The 18547-nt window shown below is 52.0% G+C and carries 18 protein-coding genes; 11 read left to right on the plus strand and 7 right to left on the minus strand.

Going from position 1 to position 18547, the window contains the following annotated elements; translation table 11 throughout:
• Positions 1-143: 143 nt before the first annotated feature.
• The 4 genes from LX87_RS13380 to LX87_RS13395 all read left to right on the plus strand — a co-directional run bounded on the left by LX87_RS13380 (position 144) and on the right by LX87_RS13395 (position 3047).
• Entirely contained in the window at positions 144-959 is an 816-nt protein-coding gene (locus LX87_RS13380; protein ID WP_111628741.1) for a phytanoyl-CoA dioxygenase family protein, read from the plus strand.
• Position 960: 1 nt separating this feature from the next.
• A complete protein-coding gene (locus tag LX87_RS13385) occupies positions 961-1932 on the plus strand; it encodes a glycosyltransferase family 2 protein (RefSeq protein ID WP_111628742.1) in 972 nt (323 codons plus the stop codon).
• Positions 1929-2690, plus strand: coding sequence for a glycosyltransferase family 2 protein (locus LX87_RS13390; protein ID WP_111628743.1), 762 nt, complete (start codon positions 1929-1931; stop codon positions 2688-2690). The genes LX87_RS13385 and LX87_RS13390 overlap by 4 nt, the downstream gene beginning before the upstream one ends.
• 90 nt (positions 2691-2780) lie before the next feature.
• Positions 2781-3047 (plus strand): hypothetical protein, encoded by a 267-nt coding sequence (locus LX87_RS13395; protein WP_111628744.1) that lies wholly within the window; start codon positions 2781-2783, stop codon positions 3045-3047.
• A gap of 49 nt (positions 3048-3096) precedes the next feature.
• Here LX87_RS13395 and LX87_RS13400 read toward each other — a convergent pair whose 3' ends face one another.
• The 3 genes from LX87_RS13400 to LX87_RS13410 form a co-directional block, all read right to left on the minus strand.
• Positions 3097-4434 (minus strand): MFS transporter, encoded by a 1338-nt coding sequence (locus LX87_RS13400; protein ID WP_111628745.1) that lies wholly within the window; start codon positions 4432-4434, stop codon positions 3097-3099.
• A gap of 91 nt (positions 4435-4525) precedes the next feature.
• Entirely contained in the window at positions 4526-4948 is a 423-nt protein-coding gene (locus tag LX87_RS13405; RefSeq protein WP_111628746.1) for a DoxX family protein, read from the minus strand.
• 241 nt (positions 4949-5189) lie between these two features.
• Positions 5190-6314, minus strand: a complete 1125-nt coding sequence (locus LX87_RS13410; protein ID WP_111628747.1) for a lactonase family protein — start codon at positions 6312-6314, stop codon at positions 5190-5192.
• Between the two features lie 375 nt (positions 6315-6689).
• On the opposite strand from LX87_RS13410, the gene LX87_RS13415 reads away from it, so the two are divergent.
• On the plus strand, positions 6690-8753 hold the full coding sequence (locus tag LX87_RS13415) for a S9 family peptidase (protein WP_111628748.1): 2064 nt from the start codon (positions 6690-6692) through the stop codon (positions 8751-8753).
• Positions 8754-8861: 108 nt separating this feature from the next.
• Here LX87_RS13415 and LX87_RS28965 read toward each other — a convergent pair whose 3' ends face one another.
• On the minus strand, positions 8862-9098 hold the full coding sequence (locus LX87_RS28965; RefSeq protein WP_262511077.1) for a helix-turn-helix domain-containing protein: 237 nt from the start codon (positions 9096-9098) through the stop codon (positions 8862-8864).
• 186 nt (positions 9099-9284) lie between these two features.
• Between LX87_RS28965 and LX87_RS13425 the strand changes: the two genes are divergently transcribed.
• Positions 9285-10220 carry an NADP-dependent oxidoreductase gene (locus LX87_RS13425; RefSeq protein WP_111628749.1) on the plus strand — a complete coding sequence of 312 codons (936 nt, stop codon included), beginning with the start codon at positions 9285-9287 and terminating at the stop codon, positions 10218-10220.
• A gap of 78 nt (positions 10221-10298) precedes the next feature.
• On the opposite strand, the gene LX87_RS13430 is transcribed toward LX87_RS13425, so the two are convergent.
• Positions 10299-11234 (minus strand): ring-cleaving dioxygenase, encoded by a 936-nt coding sequence (locus LX87_RS13430; protein WP_111628750.1) that lies wholly within the window; start codon positions 11232-11234, stop codon positions 10299-10301.
• Between the two features lie 238 nt (positions 11235-11472).
• Here LX87_RS13430 and LX87_RS13435 point away from each other — a divergent pair, with 238 nt between their 5' ends.
• Positions 11473-11652: a hypothetical protein gene (locus tag LX87_RS13435; RefSeq protein WP_111628751.1), complete on the plus strand. Its 180-nt coding sequence runs from the start codon at positions 11473-11475 to the stop codon at positions 11650-11652.
• 102 nt (positions 11653-11754) lie between these two features.
• On the opposite strand, the gene LX87_RS13440 is transcribed toward LX87_RS13435, so the two are convergent.
• Both LX87_RS13440 and LX87_RS13445 read right to left on the minus strand, forming a co-directional pair.
• Entirely contained in the window at positions 11755-12078 is a 324-nt protein-coding gene (locus tag LX87_RS13440; protein WP_111628752.1) for a cupin domain-containing protein, read from the minus strand.
• A 19-nt stretch (positions 12079-12097) separates the two neighbouring features.
• Positions 12098-12487, minus strand: coding sequence for a DoxX family protein (locus LX87_RS13445; protein WP_111628753.1), 390 nt, complete (start codon positions 12485-12487; stop codon positions 12098-12100).
• A 279-nt stretch (positions 12488-12766) separates the two neighbouring features.
• Between LX87_RS13445 and LX87_RS13450 the strand changes: the two genes are divergently transcribed.
• The 4 genes from LX87_RS13450 (at position 12767) to LX87_RS13465 (ending at position 18539) form a co-directional block, all read left to right on the plus strand.
• On the plus strand, positions 12767-13813 hold the full coding sequence (locus LX87_RS13450) for an NAD(P)-dependent alcohol dehydrogenase (protein WP_111628754.1): 1047 nt from the start codon (positions 12767-12769) through the stop codon (positions 13811-13813).
• Positions 13814-13872: 59 nt separating this feature from the next.
• On the plus strand, positions 13873-14847 hold the full coding sequence (locus tag LX87_RS13455) for an aldo/keto reductase (RefSeq protein ID WP_111628755.1): 975 nt from the start codon (positions 13873-13875) through the stop codon (positions 14845-14847).
• 135 nt (positions 14848-14982) lie between these two features.
• On the plus strand, positions 14983-15885 hold the full coding sequence (locus LX87_RS13460; protein ID WP_111628756.1) for an alpha/beta hydrolase: 903 nt from the start codon (positions 14983-14985) through the stop codon (positions 15883-15885).
• 182 nt (positions 15886-16067) lie between these two features.
• Positions 16068-18539, plus strand: coding sequence for a TonB-dependent receptor (locus tag LX87_RS13465; RefSeq protein ID WP_111628757.1), 2472 nt, complete (start codon positions 16068-16070; stop codon positions 18537-18539).
• The last annotated feature ends 8 nt before the right edge of the window (positions 18540-18547 follow it).

Genomic DNA, 18547 nt, shown 5'->3' on the forward strand with positions numbered 1-18547 from the left:
TTGCAATTGATTACCAGGACATCCCGTTTATTAAAATACCCTTGAGTAAGTTGACATTACCAGTGGGGCAAGGTACCTTTGTTAAGGTATGTTCATACCTGCTTGAATTAGTTTAGTACTATTTTAGACACATTCATACCATTATGTCATCACTGCGCGACTCATACAAGCAGGAAGGTTATGTTCTGCTGAAAAATTTTCTGGATAAAGATCTGGTAACGGCCATTCACCGCGAAGGGCGTCAGATTTTTGCCTATCAGATTCAGCGGACACTGGGCAAATCGGTGGACATCGACGATCAGCCGGCGTTTGAAAAGGCGATGTACGAATTCTTTGCCGCCGACTTTACGGCGTTTGCCAATACCGGCAAGCAGGTTCAGCACATGGTTTCGCTGCACCGGCTCGGCACCGATTCCCGCATTACGGATACGCTGAAGGAACTGGGTCTGGATTATCCCGTCATCGGCGTTCGTCCGGCCATGCTTTTCAACAGCCGTCACCTCGCCAAACGCGATGATTACTGGCGCTTGGGCGCTCACCAGGACTGGCGCACGGGCCAGGGTTCGCTCGACAGTGTGGTGGTGTGGTTCCCGCTGGTTCCGGCCGGGGCCGATCTGGGGGCTCTTCAGGTTCTGCCGCGCAGCCACCGCAACGGCTTGTATGAATCGTCTTCAGTCGATTACATCGGCACCATTCCGGACGAGCTTTTACAGGACGAATGGCAGCAACTGGAGTTTGAAGTGGGTGATGTGCTGTTTTTCTCCGCTTTTCTGGTACACCGCTCCGGTATCAACTCGACGGAATCCATCCGGTGGTCGGTGCAGCTTCGTTATAATAACTTACTGGAAAACACATTCATTGAGCGCGGCTATCCGTTAGCCTATATATACAAGCCGCAGGCTGAACTGATTACCCCCGATTTTCCGGCGGTGAGTCAGATGAATGAAATTTTCAATTAAGATGAAAGTAAGCGTTTCAATCGTCACCTACAACCACGCCAAATTCGTTCGGCAAACGCTGGATAGTGTGCTAAGTCAGCAAACGAACTTCGACTTTGAAGTGATTGTGGGTGACGATTTGTCGAAAGATAATACCCGCGAAATTCTGCTCGAATACCAGGCCCGCTACCCCGACAAAATCCGGCTGCTGCTGCATCCAACCAATATGGGGAACAACGGCATGTACAACGCCCTCAGCACGTTTAAAGCCGCCCGGGGGGAGTACATTGCGCAAATGGACGGGGACGATTACTGGACCAGCCCCCATAAATTGCAGAAACAGGTAGAGATGCTCGATCAGCATCCGGAATATTCGGCCTGCTTCACGAATGCCCGGATTGTTTTTGATGACGAGCATTACGAGCCGGTCATTCTGGTTACCGACAAAAAACCGTTTTATACCGTCGATGATCTGATTGGTGAAGATGAGATTTTTTTCATGGCCACCTCCAGCATCATGTTCCGGAAAAATGCCATTCCCGAGTATCCCGAATGGTACTATAAATCCCAGAGTGGCGACATTCCGCGGAACATTCTGCTGGCAAAAGCCGGTCCAATTGGGTATATTGACGAGATTATGTCTGTTTACCGGAAAAACATCGCCGGAGTCAGTTACGCCGATAACGTGCTGGACAAGAAATTTCTGGACAACCGGATTCTGATGTATTCAAACATCAACCGCGAACTGGATTATAAATACGACAAAGTTCTTCGCAAAAACATCGCCCGGTATTATAAAATGATGCTGGAAGCGAAGCAGTACAAAGACAGTTATTTCCGGCGGGCGGGTGCCGCCTTAAAATTCCTCTACCTGGGAAGGCCCAAGGGACAGGTTGCCAAAGAAGTTATTCAGAAGTACGTTATGCCAGCGCCCGTATTCAAGTTGTACAGCGCCATCCGCTTAATGCCTTACCGACTAATGGACCGATCATGAAATTAAGCGTAGTTATTCCGGCCTACAACGAGCAGGAATCCATTCCAGAAACCTTGCGGTCCTTGTACCAGACCTTGTCGAAACACGGTATTCCGCACGAAATCTGCGTTACCAACGACAACTCCAAGGACCAGACCGCGCAGGTGCTGCAACAACTGACGTACGAAATTCCGACGCTGGTTTACTACACCAATCCGGGGCCAAACGGTTTTGGTTACGCTGTCCGCTACGGGCTGGAGCGGTTTACGGGCGACTGCGTGGCGATATTCATGGCCGATATGTCCGACGATCCGGAGGATCTGGTCAGGTTTTATAACAAAATGCTCGAAGGCGACTACGACTGCGTTTTCGGCAGCCGGTGGAACAAGGGCGGCAAGGTAGTCGACTACCCGGAGTTAAAAAAGGTGATCAACCGGGTGGCCAATTTCATCGTCCGGGTCCTGATGGGCATTCGGTATAACGATACCACCAATGCGTTCAAGCTCTACAAACGCGAAACGATGGAGGGATTGAAGCCGTTTTTGTCGCCCCACTTCAACCTGACGGTCGAATTACCCCTGAAAGCAATTGTACGGGGTTACAATTACGCCGTAGTGCCCAATAGCTGGACCAACCGGAAATACGGTGAATCGAAGCTGAAAATCAAGGAAATGGGCAGCCGGTATTTCTTTATTCTGCTTTATTGTCTGATTGAGAAATTCTTCTCGCGGGGCGATTTCCGGAAAAAGACAAAACCCGTGGCACCGGTCAGCCGATAAACCGAAAATCTTGCCAATCGTTCAAACAGTAACAGTCTTTGCTGGTTATCTATAAAACAAATTTCTTTTTCACCAGAAAAGATCAGAACCATGGCTGAGAAGAGCAAAGAGGAAATAGACGCGAAACAGGCAATCAGTCCGGCTGGTTTGGGGGATCAATCAGTCCGCGGAACCAGCGGCCCCGGTAGCCAGATTCCGGACGAGGAGATACAGGACATTGCACCGACCGACCTCGAAGATAAATACCTGGATGGCGAGGAAGATCAGGTTGCACCCAATGTGCGGGAAACGCATCCCAACCGAAACCGGGACGGAAAACCGCAACTCGATAAACCGTCGTACGGCGGAGGACACTAATTCAAAAAGGGCGCTTTCAGCGCCCTTTTTGATGGTTAACCGATACCCCTTATGGCGATTCGGCCACGGCCGATTCCGTCGAAAACTGTTGATACTTTCGGGAAAGAATACCGTATGACCTGGAACGCATGGCGAGCAGTGTAATAACCAGCCCGATCAGGCCGGTAACGGTAAACAACAGGGCCAGCCCCCGGTCTTTGCCCGTTCCAAACCAGCCTCCCAGTAGCTCCACACCTGCCCCCGAAGTCATAAACGGGATAAAAACCAACTCGGCAATCGGCCCAATGATAAAAGCCGTAATCGGCGAAGCCGCCTGTTCAACACTCTGGGCAAAGCCGAAAACCCGCCCTTGTCGTTCGGGCGAAATCAGTTTCTGAATGATGGTTTGCTCGGCAGCCTCCACTACCGGAATCAGGCACATATAGATGAATAAGCCCACCGAAAGCAGGATGATGGACGCCTGAATGGTGAAGAAAACACAGATGGCCCACATAATAATATTGGCCACAAAGAGCGTTTTCAACGGTTTAGCACCAAGCCCTTTCCGGGAAACCACTAGACCGCCAACGATAAAGCCCAGACTCAAAAAACCCCACAGCATTCCCCAGACCTGCACCGACACGAGCGACAAACCGTATGCATCCATCAGCGACATAAAAACACCACCCAGAAAGTTGTTCAGCGTGTTGAAAAAGATGAGCGCCAGTAGGCCCGGAATCTGCTGAATTGCTTTCAGCGTTCCCCAAATATCAATGCGCCGAGTGCTAGCCGACTGATCGGTTTCGGCTACCACAATTTCTGATTCCGGAACCGAAACCGTCCACAAGTGAACAACAACCAGGCCGGTGAGCGCAATAGCCAGTACCAGCATCCAGAAAACGCCCAGAAAAGCGATTGCTAAACCACTGAACAGGGAAGCCACCAGAAACGACACTCCGTTGGCCGTACCAACCAGCCCATTGGCCCGGTCCCGCTGGCCTTCTTCAATCAGCAGGGTTACCAGCGTTGAAATCGCGATGCTACGAACATTACCGACAATGGCCCCCAGAAGCCCCAGCAAAATAAACGCCCAGAGCGACAGACTGGTCGGGTTAGAAAAGACCGAAGAGGGCGTCACGCTGTACAGAAGCAGGGCGAGCAGATAGAACCCGAGCGAACACAGACTCGACCCCATCATGACAGTTTTCTTGCGGTAATGATCCACCAGCGACCCCAGAAAGAAACCGGAAAAGGCCACCGTTCCCAGGTAAATCCCGGCCATTACGGATGTCGCCACCACCGATTTGGTTTCCAGGTACAACCAGAAGGTAAGCGCATACCAGACGCACGAGTTGGTCAGGGAGGCCACCAGCGTGTTTGCCAGAAGAAGATAAAAGCGGTTGTTCATAAAAGGTTTTTACCACCCCGAGGCTCGGTAAAAAGTTATAGCATGATCCAGTACCAGACCATGCTATAACTTCTTCTCCTGGCAGAATAGTTTAAACCGTACGAAATGAATTTGGTTGCCAGAAACCCGTTCCGGACGATCCCAGTGCGACGGTTTCCTGTTTTTTGTGGTAGAAAAAGTACGATGCGGCTCCCAGGCCCAGAAAAACCAGCATGGGCAGCCAATCCGTCGGTGTTTTTCCGGCGCTGTAAACGCAGTACGTAGCGCCCACCAGATCGATCATTAAGCCGGCATAGGCCCACTCCTTAAGTCGGGGGAGACCCGGTATCAGCATGGCACCGACCCCGAAGAGCTTCGCCCAGCCTAAAAAAGGAACCAGATAAGCCGGGAGCCCCATTTCTTTAAAGCCTTGTACGGCCATTGGTACCACCAGAATATCAGGAATAGCCGAACCGAGCATGATAAACGCAAACAGACCCGTAAAAACCCAGTACAGAATTTTCGTCTTTTTCATGGTCGTAAAATTTGTTGTTTCGTTAGCATAACAGGACAAATGTACGACCCCGTCCAAACGTGGATGGTGTGTAAAAACGACATTCTGGGGGCGCATTGCGACAAGTTTCCGAACCTCTTTCAGGGCATGATAACTTCCGTCAGAACAAGCCCGGTGCGACGGGCCATACCGTCGAAAGCTGACAAAAAATAAGGTCAGGATTAGCAAAAATCCTGACCCAAAATTCGCTGTTCAGCCCGGCTTAACGTACCGTAAACAGTTTGAGACAAACCGGCGCAGGAACTTTTATCTGCGTACCGGTTGGCGTTAATCGACCGGTTTTGCCGTCAAGTTTGTAGACCACAATGTTGTCGGTATCCTGATTGGCGGCAAAGGCGTATTCTCCTTTGGGGTCGATCATGAAATTGCGGGGCGTTTTCCCCTCGGTCGGTTGCTGCCCAACCAGCGTTACTTTCCCGTCGTTGGCAATGGACAGAATCGCCAGCCCATCGTACCCCCGGTTCGACTGATAAAGGAATTTGCCTTTGGGGTCTGTATGAATATCGGCGCTGGTATTATTGCCCGTAAAATCGGCGGGCAGCGTTTTTACGTTATCCTGCAAGAGCGTCAGCGCACCCGTTTTGTTATCGATGGCGAAGGTGGCAACGCTCGAGTTAATCTCTTCCACCAGATACAGGTACTTGCCAGTAGGGTGAATGGCGATATGACGCGGTCCCGAGCCTGGTGCCACGCTGGCGTACGGAGTTACCGCCGGTTTTACTTTGCCGCTGGTTTTGTCAAACTCGTAGATATACACCTTGTCGGTACCCAGGTCGCAGACGTACACGAAACGGTTGTTAGGCGAAACGGTGGCCGAGTGAATGTGCGGTTTGTCCTGCCGCTGGGGGTGAGCCCCTTTCCCTTCGTATTTCAGCGTATCGGTGGCGGCTCCCAGCCTACCATCGTTCTGAATGGGCAGAACCGTGAACGTGCCCCCGCCGTAGTTCGAGACAAAGGCCAGCTTGCCGGTCTGATCGACGGCAATGTGGCAAGGCCCGCGTCCGTGCGACGATTGTTGGTTCATCATGGTCAGTTTGCCGGTTTTGGGCTCGATGGAATACGAACTCACCCCACCGGAGTTGGCCGCAGCTTCGTTGACGGAATACAGATACTTGCCGCTGGGGTGAATCGCAAGAAACGAGGGGCTTTTGGCGTTCGAAACCGTCTGGAGCTGCTTCAGTGAACCGGAAGCACGGTCGAATTCCAGCACGTAGATTCCTTCGCTGCCCCGGGTCGAGTAGGTCCCGACGTAAAGGATTTCTTTGGGCGATTGAGCCTTTGCCAGAGAACTCATGAGCAGGGCAATTAATAAAACCAGTTTTTTCATAGTCAAGGGAAATGAGTCGGTCACAAAACTAACAAAAAGGACAAGCCAGCGGGCCTATGCCGGTTGTTTCTTTCGATATGGGCTGTCCTCCTTCGGCTTCAGCACGGGGAAGGGAGCGGTTTGGACGCGAAAAGCAACTGTTTGCCGACCTTTTTTTGGAGCTGAACGACAAAGCCTCCGCCGGGTGCCAGATGCACAGACAACGGAACCGTCTGGGTAGAGGATGGCTTGACATGGCTACAGAACGGGTATTGATACGTTCTGAAAGTTGCTGGCGGATTGCCTGCATAGTCTTGGTTTTGTGGCCGAAAAAAGTAACTTTTGCCAGCCTGAAAAAACCGGTCCACTCATCAACCTAAACAATTTATTGACTCCATGCGCTTTAAACTTTTACTTTTTTTCCTGCTGTCCATCGGTATCGGATACGCTCAAAAACAACCGTTTACCCCTGCGCAGCTATTTAAAAACGAAAAAACCAACCTTCTTCAAGCCCTGCCGACCATCCGGGACTGGGCCGACGATTCGCATTACCTGCTCGTTAAAAATGAGAAAGAATATTCGGTAGACGTAAAAACCGGTCAGGGGAGTGAATTTAGACTAAAAGGCGGCTGGACGATCCATCCGCCCATGTCCGCACTCACCGGAGAAGGGGGCCAAAACCCAACTTTTTCGCCCGATGGAAAATGGCTGGCGTTTACCCGCGACAGTAAGAATCTTTACCTGAAAGACCTCACCCAATACCAGGAAAAACAACTGACCACCGACGGCTCCGAGACGGTTTACAACGGTTACGCAGCCTGGCTGTACTGGGAGGAAGTACTGGGCCGGAATACACAGCACAAGGCATTCTGGTGGTCGCCGGACAGCAAATACCTGGCGTTCATGCGGTTCGACGAAACCCGGGTACCGGTTTTTCCGATTGCCGGAGCTACAGGACAGCACGGTTATCTGGAACGTCAGCGGTATCCAAAACCGGGCGATCCGAACCCGCTGGTAAAAATGGCTATTGTAGAAGTCGCTACCGGTAAAATGGTGTGGGCGGACTACGACGCCAATGCCGATCACTATTTCGGTACGCCCTTCTGGACGCCAGATTCCAAAGCACTCTGGATGCAGTGGAAAAGCCGGGGACAGGATACGCTGAAACTGGTGGCTATCCATCCGGAGACAGGCAACAAAACCGAACTGGTGAGTGAAACCCAGAAAACCTGGGTCGACTGGCTATCGGATGTCCATTTTGTCAAAGACGGTAAGCATTTTATTCGCATGAGCGACGAATCGGGCTGGATGCACCTCTACCTGCACACGATGGATGGCAAGCTGAAAAACCCGATCACCAGCGGAAATTATACCGTAACGGGCGTTTCGCACGTGGATGCCAAAAACGGGCTGGTGTACTTTACAGCCCGCAAGGAAAACTCGGCCCGCATCGATCTCTATAAGGTAAAACTGGACGGCAAAGGACTCCAGCGCCTGACGTTCGGAGAATTCAGCCATCAGGTGCAGGTATCGCCCGGCGGCAGTTATTTTATCACGACGTATTCCAACCTTCAGACTCCGGCGAAGATGGCGCTGCTCGACAAAAACGGCAAACTCATCCGGGAACTGGGCGACGCGAAAGGTACGGGTTTTGACAAGTTTACGGTCGCTCGCACGGAACTGGTGCGCGTGCCCACCGCCGACGGTTTCCAACTTCCGGTGGTGATTAAATACCCGGCCAATTACGACCCCGGCAAACGGTATCCGGTGATGATCAGCATCTACGGCGGTCCCAATGCCGGGCGCGTATACGACCGCTGGAGTTACTCACCCCAGGAACAGTGGTACGCTCAGGAAGGCTTGCTGCAAGTCGGAATTGACCACCGGGGATCGGGGCATTTTGGCAAAGTGGGCCAGAACTTCATGCACCGGAATCTGGGCAAATGGGAAATGGAGGACTACCAGACTGCCGTGAAATGGCTGGTTGACAAAGGCCTGGCTGACCCGAAGAAGGTCGCCATTACGGGTGGCAGCTACGGCGGTTACGTAACGGCCCTGGCCCTGACGCGGGGCGCCGATGTGTTCACGCACGGTATTGCCAACTTCGGGGTTATGGACTGGCAACTGTACGATACCGAATACACCGAACGTTTCATGGACACCCCCGCCGAGAATCCCGAAGGGTACAAGGAAAGCTCCGTACTGACCTACGCCGACCGGCTGAAAGGTACACTCCGGATTGTGCACGGAACGATGGACGACAACGTTCATATGCAGAATTCCATCCAGCTCGTTGATCAACTGGAAAATCTGGGCAAGCACTTCGAATTTATGGTTTATCCCGGTGCGCGGCACGGCTTCGGCACCACCGCCAAGGGCAAACACGCACAGGCCGAAACCGCGCGGTTTATTTACCGGTATTTGCTGGAAAAACCGTTTCCGACGGAAGTGTGGCCGTAGCCGAATCGGATTATGGACGGTTTAGCGGTAAGCACCCATCACATAGCCATCAACAGGGACACCGGCTCAGACCAGGCCGGTGTTCCTGTTTTATCCACTGACTTGCCTTCAGGCTCCAACCCGCTCCGCCTGCCGCATCCGTTCCCGGTATTCCCGGGGCGAATGGCCGACCTGCTTCCTGAAGAACTTATTGAGGTGGCTTTCGTCGGTAAAGTAGAACTCGCTGGCAATCCCGTTGATGCGTTTGTCGCTGTATTGCAGCCAGTGGGCAATCAGTTTGGTTTTGTAACTGGCGATATACTGCTGCATGGTTTCTCTGGCGTGGAGCTTAAAATACCGTCCCAACTAAGCCGTCGAAATATTGAAATGCTCGCTCAGGTGTTCGGTTCGGAGCTTTTCGGGTTCGTAAATTTTATCCTGAAAGTAGTGTCGTATATCCATTGCCTTCTGCTCGGTATGTTCCGAAACATCCAGTTCCTGATACTTCTGCTATATCCGGTATAATTTTGCCTCATCGAACTTTTTAAAACCATGAAAGCAATCGTCTTAAAGCAGCCTGGGGCTCCCGGGAACCTGCAAATTGAAGAAGTAGCCACGCCAATCCTGAAAGAAGGTGACGTACTGATCGCGGTAAAAGCCATCAGTATCAACCCGGTTGACGTGAAAAGCCGCGCCGGAAAAGGTGTTTATGGCCGAATCAAGGAAGAAAGTCCGCTTATTCTAGGCTGGGATATTTCCGGCGTAGTCACCGAAAGCAAATCTCCCCTGTTCAAAACCGGCGACGCGGTATTCGGTATGGTCAATTTTCCGGGACACGGCAAAGCCTACGCCGAATACGTAGCCGCACCGGCCAGCCAACTGGCCCTGAAGCCCGCCAATATTTCGCACGAAGAAGCTGCCGCAGCCACGCTGGCGGCCCTGACGGCTTACCAGGCGCTGGCCAAACACGCCAACGTCCAGCCCGGGCAGAAGGTGTTGGTTCATGCGGCTGCTGGTGGCGTGGGGCATTTTACCGTGCAACTGGCCAAACACCTCGGAGCCTACGTAGTGGGAACGTCTTCCGTTAAAAACAGGGATTTCGTTCAGCAGCTGGGTGCGGATGAGCACATTGATTACCACACCTTTGACTGGGAACAGGCAACACCGCAATTCGACTTCGTGCTCGACACCGTTGGGGGCGACAACATCGACCGTTCGCTGCACGTGACCAAACCGGGCAGTACGCTGATCAGCATTCCGTCGGGGCTTAACGAAACCGTTACTGAAAAAGCGAAAGCCAAAGGCGTAAACGGTTATTTCTTCCTGGTTAGCTCGAACGGCGACGACATGAAAGCCCTCGCCGACTATCTGGAACAGGGCACCCTGAAAGCCCACGTGTCCGAGTCGTTTGCGTTTGCCGACATGGCCAAAGCCCACGAGCAGGTAGAAAGCGGCCGGACAGTCGGCAAAGTCGTCGTGGTCTTGTAACCCGTTTTCACCGCATCGGAAAGGCCCGGCTTCCGGCGGCAGTCAGATACCGTGAACTGACTGCCGCCGGTTCTGGTCTTACCCCAGCACTGGCAACTGTTGTTCAATCCGGCTCCGGCGGGCTTCGTACTGCTCCGGTAATTTCAGGTGGGTTCCCAGTTCGGTCAGCGGTTCATCGACCGTAAAGCCGGGGTTGTCGGTGGCAATTTCAAATAACACCCCGCCCGGTTCGCGGAAATAGATGGAATAAAAGTAATTCCGGTCAATCTGCCCGGTCACCTGCAACCCCCGATCCGCGAGCTTTTCGCGAAAACTTTCCTGAACAGTTTCATCCTTCACCCGGAACGCCACGTGGTGGATGGTTCCGCCAGCGACCAGCCCGTTGGCTTCTCCGCGCACTTCGACCAGATCCACAATGGCTGCGTTCGCGACGGCGCTGGTCGCAAAGCGGTACCGATTGACATGCTGCTCAACGAGCTGATAGCCAAACACCTCGGTCAGGATATCGGCCGTATCCTTAATGTTCTGGAGCGTCAGTGTGACGTTGTGAAATCCCTTGGTGGCCATGTCTGCTTTCACCTCCCCGGTTTCCCAGGGCTGGCGGAGGTCGGCGGTTTTGGGCACGATCAACTCCAGCTTCAGGCCGTCCGGGTCGAGAAAAGGCAGGTACCGTTCGCCAAACCGTTCCGAAGGCTTGTTGTAGATCACATTGTATTTATCAAACCGTTTCAGCCAGAAATCAAGGCTTCCTTCCGGTACGGAATAGCCGATTTCGGTTGCCATCCCCGTGCCCCGGCGACCGGGAGCGATGCCTTCCCAGGGAAAAAAGGTCAGAATAGTGCCCGGTGCGCCATTTTCGTTTCCGAAATAAAAATGATAGGTATTCGGATCGTCGAAATTGACCGTCTTTTTGACGAACCGCAAACCCAGCACATTCGTGTAAAAGCGGTGATTACGCTGCGCACTCGTGGCAATGGCGGTGATGTGGTGAAGACCTAAAAGTTGCTCTTCCATAGGATAGTGTGAGGTTGATCAGGTGAAGTAAAGGCTTCGGCCCTGGTTATGAATAAGCACCCTTTCAGAACCAGGAAAATTGTATTTTTAGCCGTAAAAATGGCCCGTTAACGATCTAAATGTCAACTGATTTTGTTTTATTAATGTAACCGGGGCCTGGTTTTTAGTCCGATTTGCCGCTCCGGTAAAAATTGGACAGAATGCGGTTTCCCCCATTCATTTTATTGGCAACAGATACATGAAAAAACAAATTGCACTTGAGTTGACTGAAAGCGAAGCGCAGATGCTGGCGTTTTTACTCCATACCGCTACCGATCAATTTTACGCCAGCAAGGTTCTTCGGGATCGGGCTAAAATTAGTCTGAAAGATTTACGAACGGCTGAAACGGTCAGAAGAAAATTATCACATCAGCGATAATTCAGGCGCCAAACGCCCTAAACGGTTTTCGCTGGTTTCTGATACCGAATAAACGGGATGTATCCTGTTTCACCCATTTGGTAACGTATGGCCATCTTTTGTTTAATAAAAGATGGCCAGCCAGATGGTTTCCTCCTCTTCGGTGGTCCATTCTACGCGGTGTTTGACGTGAGCGGGCAGGTTGATGTAACTTCCCGCCGACAACGTAACCGGTTCGTCCTCACCCCAGAGCCTGAGTTTGGCCGCTCCTTTTACCACCAGTACCCATTCATTCTCGGGTTGATCATACCAGAATCCTTCCGGCGACGCGTGGCCTTTGGAGACAATCCGTTCTATTTTGATCCCCTGACCTGCCATCAATTCCTCAAACAACTCCTCGGGCAAAGAGCCCGGAATTGCCGAAAACAGATTCCCGCTATTGTTCATCTCTATTGTTAACTGAGTTTTAAAGGTTATCCGTGCTTTTCAAGGCCCAATAAACCAGGACGGGCTGAAAAAACAGCCGGATAAACCGTTTCCGGTCGGTGTCCAGCCCAAAGGCATCCCGTTTATTGACGTACTGAGACACATTGCCGGGAAATACCGCCGTAAAAAAGGCAGCGGCAATTTTTCCAACGGTTTGCTGATGTTCCCGATCGGTCAATACCAGACTGCTGCCCAGCGCCACCTCAGCGATGCCTGAATAAACAACGGTATCGTCTTTGGGTAACGGTACCCAATCCGGAACCTGAGCCTGAAATTCTTTGCGGGCAAAAGTCAGGTGGCTGATACCGGCATAAATCAAACTGGAACCCAGAAAGATACGGGCTATTTTTTTAGCAGTCTTTTCGTTCATTGCGTCGTACGTTGATGTTTTTAATAAAAGCAGAAGTAACCCGTTTTGTTACGATTCCCCTTACTTTCCGGTATGTAGTTGCAGGTACTTACGCAGCAGATTACTTTTTCAATAGATTTTCGGTTCAAAAACTCACATTTTTGCGCCAAAGCAGTTGAATACCCGAACGCGTGAAAAAATTGATACCGGACAAACTTTTCAGCCCAACCGCATTATTTCATCCTGAAGTTTCTGCCATCCTTCACGCATTACTCAACGCAACTCATTAAATACATCCATATGATAGCAACAAAAGGCTATGCCGCCCAAACCAAAGATTCGGGCCTGGCCCCCTGGAATTTTGACAGACGTGAAGTTGGCCCGCACGATGTTCAGTTCGATATTACCTATTGTGGGGTTTGCCATTCAGACCTCCACCAGATCAACGGCGAATGGGGCGGAGAGATTTTCCCGATGGTGCCCGGACACGAGATAGTTGGCCGGGTTGTGGCGGTGGGCAGCGAGGTAACCAGGTTTAAAGTCGGCGATCTGGCGGGTACCGGCTGCATGGTTGACTCCTGCCGTAACTGTGAGTCTTGTCAGAAGGGACTGGAGCAATATTGCCTCAACGGCAACACGCTCACGTACAATAGCCTGGAGCAGGACCACAAAACCCCCACCTACGGCGGCTACTCCAACACCATCGTGGTGAACGAAGATTTCGTTCTTCATATCTCCGAAAAACTGGATTTGGCGGCCACCGCTCCCCTGCTCTGCGCCGGGATCACAACCTACTCCCCGCTGAGACACTGGAAAGTGGGCAAAGGCCATAAACTGGCGGTGTTGGGTCTGGGCGGCCTGGGACACATGGGGATCAAATTTGGTGTCGCGTTTGGAGCGGAGGTAACCGTTCTCAGCACATCGCCGAAAAAAGAGGAAGATGCCCGAAAATTGGGAGCCCATAACTTTATTGTTACGAGCGATCCGGCCCAGTTGAAATCCGCAATGGGTTATTTTGATTTTATTTTGGACACGGTTTCCGCCGAACACGATTACAACCAGTATCTGGCCCTCTTGAAAACCGACGGTGTCCACATCTGCGTAGGTGCTCCGCCAACGCCTTCCGCCCTGACGGCCTTCAGCCTGATTCCCGGTCGAAAAAGCATTGCTGGTTCCAACATTGGCGGTATTGCCGAAACGCAGGAAATGCTGGATTTCTGTGCGGAAAACAACATTGTGTCGGACATTGAACTGATCGACATCAAAGACATTCACCCGGCCTACGAACGGATGCTGAAAGGCGATGTGCGGTACCGGTTTGTCATTGACATGGCTACGTTAAAATAAGCCGGGCAACAAACGGAGGACAGGCGGGTTAGTTATCTTCAAACCAAGTTTATACGCGTATGGATTACATCCGATTGGGTAATACCGGCATGATGGTTTCCCGGATCTGTCTGGGTACGATGACCTATGGCACCCCTACCGAACGCTGGCCCTGGGCTCTGAATGAAGAGAAAAGCCGGCCTTTCCTCCAAAAAGCCCTGGAACTGGGAATCAATTTTTTCGACACCGCCGACGTGTATTCGGGCGGTGTAAGTGAGGAAGTAGTAGGCCGGGCGCTTCGGGACTTTGCCCGGCGCGACGAGATCGTACTGGCTACCAAAGTCTACAACCCGATGGGCCCCGGCCCGAACGACCGGGGTTTGTCCCGCAAGCATATCATGAGCGCCATTGATGCCAGCCTCAGAAGACTAGGTACGGACTATGTGGACCTCTACCAGATTCACCGTTGGGACGCCAACACGCCCATTGAGGAAACGATGGAAGCCCTGCATGACGTGGTAAAGGCCGGTAAAGCCCGCTACATTGGCGCGTCGTCCATGTATAGCTGGCAGTTTGCCAAAGCCCAATACACCGCCGATCTGCGCGGCTGGACCCGGTTCGTATCCATGCAGCCGCATTACAATCTAGTTTATCGGGAAGAGGAACGGGAAATGTTACCCTTCTGTGCCGACCAAAAAATTGCCGTTATTCCCTGGTCGCCCCTGGCGCGGGGACTGCTGACGGGTGGCCGTAGCAAGGAACGGAACGAAACCGAACGGGCGCGTACCGACGCGTTTGGCAAATCGCTGTATAGCGAAGCCGACTTCCGCATCGCCGACCGGGTAACGGAAATGGCCCAGCAGCGCGGCATTCCTGCGGCCCAGATTGCCCTGGCCTGGATGCTGAGCAAACCCGTTATTACGTCCCCCATTGTGGGAGCCAGCAAACCGGGCCATATCGAGGACGCGGTTGGGGCGATATCGGTCAAGTTGTCGGACGAAGAAATCCGGTATCTGGAAGATCCCTACCAGCCCCACCCGGTATTGGGTATGTAACCGGCTAAGGGAAAGAGAACATCCGCATGGTTTCGACAGCTTATGGACAGGCACAAATTGCCTAACTTTATCCATCCGCCACTGGATTGCTTTGTTTAAAATGGCAACTTTGTCCACGTCAAACGTCTGATTAATATGCCCAAAACCCTTCTACTCAGCCTTGCCCTTACGTTTACTGGTTTTTTGTGTCTGGCACAGCAGGAAATACCGTTGTATCCCGGCTCCGTACCGAACGCAAAAACATCGGATGTCAAAGAAACCAAACGGTCGGACCAGGTCGTATTGAATGTGGTTCAGCCCACGCTGTCGATCTTTCTGCCACCGAAGGAAAAAGCCACCGGAGCCGCCGTGGTTATCTGTCCGGGCGGAGGCTACGGGGTTCTGGTGATGAAGCGCGAAGGGTACGATGTGGCCGAAGCGTTCACGAAAATGGGCGTAGCGGCTTTTGTCCTGAAATACCGGCTGCCCAATGAGAAAACCATGATCGACCCCTCCATCGGACCGTTGCAGGACGCCCAGCAGGCGCTGAAAACCGTTCGGCAGCGCGCCAAGGAATGGGGAGTCGATTCAAAAAAAATCGGCATTATGGGCTTTTCGGCAGGTGGTCACCTGGCAGCTACCGCCGGAACCCATTTCAAAAAACCGGTGATCGACAACCCCGAAACCGTCAGCGTCCGGCCGGATTTTATGATTCTGATTTATCCAGTTATTAGTTTTCGGGACGAAATTGGGCATAGTGGCAGCCGAAAAAATTTGCTGGGCGCTTCGCCAAAACCGGAGCAGGTCACCTTATTTTCCAACGAATTGCAGGTCGATGAATCGACACCACCGGCCTTTCTCACCCATGCCGGAGACGATACCGTGGTCCCGGTCAAAAATAGCCTTATTTTTTACGAAGCCCTCCAGAAAAAGGGCGTTTCGGCTGATCTGCACCTGTACACGAAAGGGGAACACGGTTATCTGAAAACCCCGGCTTTTGAAGAGTGGTTTGGCAGAATCCGGCATTGGATGAACCAAAGCGGTCTGTTAACTCCCTGATTCCGCATCCCGTTTCAGCGAATGAACCGTAATAAAATATAAAAAAGCGATAATCTTATTATCAGGAGTTCCAGTAACTCATAATTAGCACAGAATTTAGACGATTAGCAGTAAATTAGCAGATTATTTGCCTTGTTGGCATAGTACCTCCTTTTTATTTGCCCGAATTCCTTTACCGTAGTATGAAAAAAATCCTACTCCCGCTCCTCTTGTGTTTTGCTCTGTACACCCGGGCACAAAATCCGGCAACGATGCCGCAACTGCCCGGTATTCAGGCAAACATTAAAGCCAGCCTGAAAGCAAAAATCAGCGGGACGGTGATGGATGCTGCGCAGAACAAACCCGTCGAATTTGCCACAGTTGCCCTGCTGAATCCGCAAACGGAAAAAATCATCGGCGGAACTACCACCAACGAATCCGGAAAATTCCTGATCAGTGGGGTGGATGAAGGCACGTACCGGATCGTCATCAGCTTCATCGGCTTCGAAAACAAAACCATCAACAATGTCCACGTGGGTTCCGAAGGAGGTGAAGTCACGCTGGGTATCGTGCAAATGCAAACCGACTCGCGCACGCTGAACGAAGTGATTGTTACGGCGGAAAAACCGCTGGTGGAGGACAAGGACGACCGCATCGTTTACAACGCCGATAAAGACGCGACCAACGCCGGAGGCTCGGCCATCGATGTTCTGAAAAAAGTGCCACTGCTGACGGTTGATCCGGACGGAACGGTAACGCTCAAAGGCAGCAGCAGCATCAAGGTTCTGATCAACAACAAACCGTCAAGCATCATGGCCCGCAGCATCAGCGAAGCCCTGCAAATGATTCCGGCGGAACTGATTAAATCGGTGGAGGTTGTGACGGCACCCTCGGCCAAATACGACGCCGAAGGCACGGCGGGCGTGATCAACATCATTACAAAAAATCAGTTACAGGGCCTGACGGGCGGCCTGAATGCTTCCGTTGGCAGCCGTCGGAATAATCTCGGCGGTAATTTCAATTTCAAACGGGATAAACTCAGCATTACGGGTTACGGGGGCGGCAACGTGAACAACTATTACGGAGGATCGGAGTCCGTCCGGCAGAATCTGCTGGGTGATCAGGTAATAAGCACCATCGAGCAGATAAACGCCTATAAGAACAAAGGCCGTTCTGGTTTCGGCTCCTTCAGCATTGATTATGATCTGGATTCCCTGAACCGCGTTGGCATCGACGCCAGTTTTGGTGGGGAAGCCCGGAATACCAACTCGACGCGCGACACGCGGGTTACGTCCGACGATCCGCAGTATTTCCGGCGGTATAATCATACCCAGAACCGCAATCGGAACATGGACCTCAATTTCAATTATACGCGGACCTTCAAACGCAGCAAGGAGCAGGAATACACGTTTCTGGCCCAGTATAACCGCAACAACAACCACAGCAACTATTCGCTCTATCAGATGCCGCTGCCGGAAAGCGAGGTAATCGACTACCGCGAGCGCAACAACAACGATAACCAGCAGAACGAATTTACGCTGCAAACCGACTTCACCTATCCGCTTTCAACCGTTAAACGGCGAATGCTGGAAGTAGGCACCAAGGCGATTCTGCGCGACGTGGGCAGCGATTACCGGCTGGAAAATGCGTCCGATGGTTCACTGAACTTTCAGGACGATCCGCGCCGGGCCAATATGTTTGATTACCAGCAGTGGGTATGGTCGTCGTATGCATCGTTTCGGATGCGTACCGGCAACATGTGGGGCTTCAACGTGGGCGGGCGTTTGGAAATGACCAACATTACCGCTGATTTTGTGTCAACCAGCACAAAATTCAGCGACCGCTACCAGAATTTCCTGCCGAATGTGACGATTTCAAAGCGGTTTGGCGAAGAACGTCGGCTGAAACTGAACTACAGCCAGCGGATTCAGCGGCCATCCATTTTCTTCCTGAACCCGTACGTGAACTACGCCGATCCGAAAAATATTTCGTCGGGTAACCCGTACCTCAACCCTGAACTGGCCCACTCGGTCGAGTTGTCGTTCAGCACGTTTACGAAAAAAGGAACGACCATCAACGCGATGCTGTTCGGGCGGCAAACCAACAACGCCATCGAGCGCATCACCACGGTGGATACGAGCGGGGTGTCGAGCAGCACCTACCGGAACATTGCCCAGAATGCAACCTACGGCATGAATCTGTTCGGATCGGCGCGCCCGGTGAAGCAGTGGACCATCAGCGGCTCGTTCGGTCTAAATTACAATATTCTGAACAGTACGGCCTTGCAGATTCATAACGAGAACTGGAGCTACCAGTTCAATATGAACACTTCGCTGCAACTGCCCAATAACTTCAGTGTTCAGGCCAACGGCTCCTACCGTTCGCGCCGGATTCAGTTGCAGGGTCAGTCGTCGGGCTTTTATTACTACGCTTTTTCGGGCCGAAAGGAGTTCAAAAAACAAAAAGTTACCATAACGGCCAATTTCGAGAACCCCTTCCGTCGTTATAATACCATCGAGACGCTGTTACGAACGCCCACATTTAGGTCGGACGGCTCCAATTATAACGTGATCCGGAACATTCGTTTGTCGGTCAACTGGCGGTTCGGCAAAATGGATGCGGGTCAGAACCGCGAAAAGAAAAGAATTTCAAACGACGACGGCAAACGCGGATAACAGCCTGG

Origin of the sequence: Larkinella arboricola (assembly GCF_003259745.1) — a bacterium.
Lineage (GTDB): Bacteria > Bacteroidota > Bacteroidia > Cytophagales > Spirosomataceae > Larkinella > Larkinella arboricola.

Excerpts from the sequence above, each read along its gene's own strand:
- LX87_RS13445 (WP_111628753.1), bottom strand. The coding sequence starts at position 12,487 with ATGAACGAAAAGACTGCTAAAAAAATAGCCCGTATCTTTCTGGGTTCC.
- LX87_RS13405 (WP_111628746.1), bottom strand. The coding sequence starts at position 4,948 with ATGAAAAAGACGAAAATTCTGTACTGGGTTTTTACGGGTCTGTTTGCG.
- LX87_RS13410 (WP_111628747.1), bottom strand. The coding sequence starts at position 6,314 with ATGAAAAAACTGGTTTTATTAATTGCCCTGCTCATGAGTTCTCTGGCA.
- LX87_RS13430 (WP_111628750.1), bottom strand. The coding sequence starts at position 11,234 with ATGGAAGAGCAACTTTTAGGTCTTCACCACATCACCGCCATTGCCACG.
- LX87_RS13455 (WP_111628755.1), top strand. The coding sequence starts at position 13,873 with ATGGATTACATCCGATTGGGTAATACCGGCATGATGGTTTCCCGGATC.
- LX87_RS13390 (WP_111628743.1), top strand. The coding sequence starts at position 1,929 with ATGAAATTAAGCGTAGTTATTCCGGCCTACAACGAGCAGGAATCCATT.
- LX87_RS13460 (WP_111628756.1), top strand. The coding sequence starts at position 14,983 with ATGCCCAAAACCCTTCTACTCAGCCTTGCCCTTACGTTTACTGGTTTT.
- LX87_RS13380 (WP_111628741.1), top strand. The coding sequence starts at position 144 with ATGTCATCACTGCGCGACTCATACAAGCAGGAAGGTTATGTTCTGCTG.
- LX87_RS13385 (WP_111628742.1), top strand. The coding sequence starts at position 961 with ATGAAAGTAAGCGTTTCAATCGTCACCTACAACCACGCCAAATTCGTT.
- LX87_RS13415 (WP_111628748.1), top strand. The coding sequence starts at position 6,690 with ATGCGCTTTAAACTTTTACTTTTTTTCCTGCTGTCCATCGGTATCGGA.
- LX87_RS13440 (WP_111628752.1), bottom strand. The coding sequence starts at position 12,078 with ATGAACAATAGCGGGAATCTGTTTTCGGCAATTCCGGGCTCTTTGCCC.
- LX87_RS13465 (WP_111628757.1), top strand. The coding sequence starts at position 16,068 with ATGAAAAAAATCCTACTCCCGCTCCTCTTGTGTTTTGCTCTGTACACC.
- LX87_RS13450 (WP_111628754.1), top strand. The coding sequence starts at position 12,767 with ATGATAGCAACAAAAGGCTATGCCGCCCAAACCAAAGATTCGGGCCTG.
- LX87_RS13395 (WP_111628744.1), top strand. The coding sequence starts at position 2,781 with ATGGCTGAGAAGAGCAAAGAGGAAATAGACGCGAAACAGGCAATCAGT.
- LX87_RS13435 (WP_111628751.1), top strand. The coding sequence starts at position 11,473 with ATGAAAAAACAAATTGCACTTGAGTTGACTGAAAGCGAAGCGCAGATG.
- LX87_RS13400 (WP_111628745.1), bottom strand. The coding sequence starts at position 4,434 with ATGAACAACCGCTTTTATCTTCTTCTGGCAAACACGCTGGTGGCCTCC.
- LX87_RS13425 (WP_111628749.1), top strand. The coding sequence starts at position 9,285 with ATGAAAGCAATCGTCTTAAAGCAGCCTGGGGCTCCCGGGAACCTGCAA.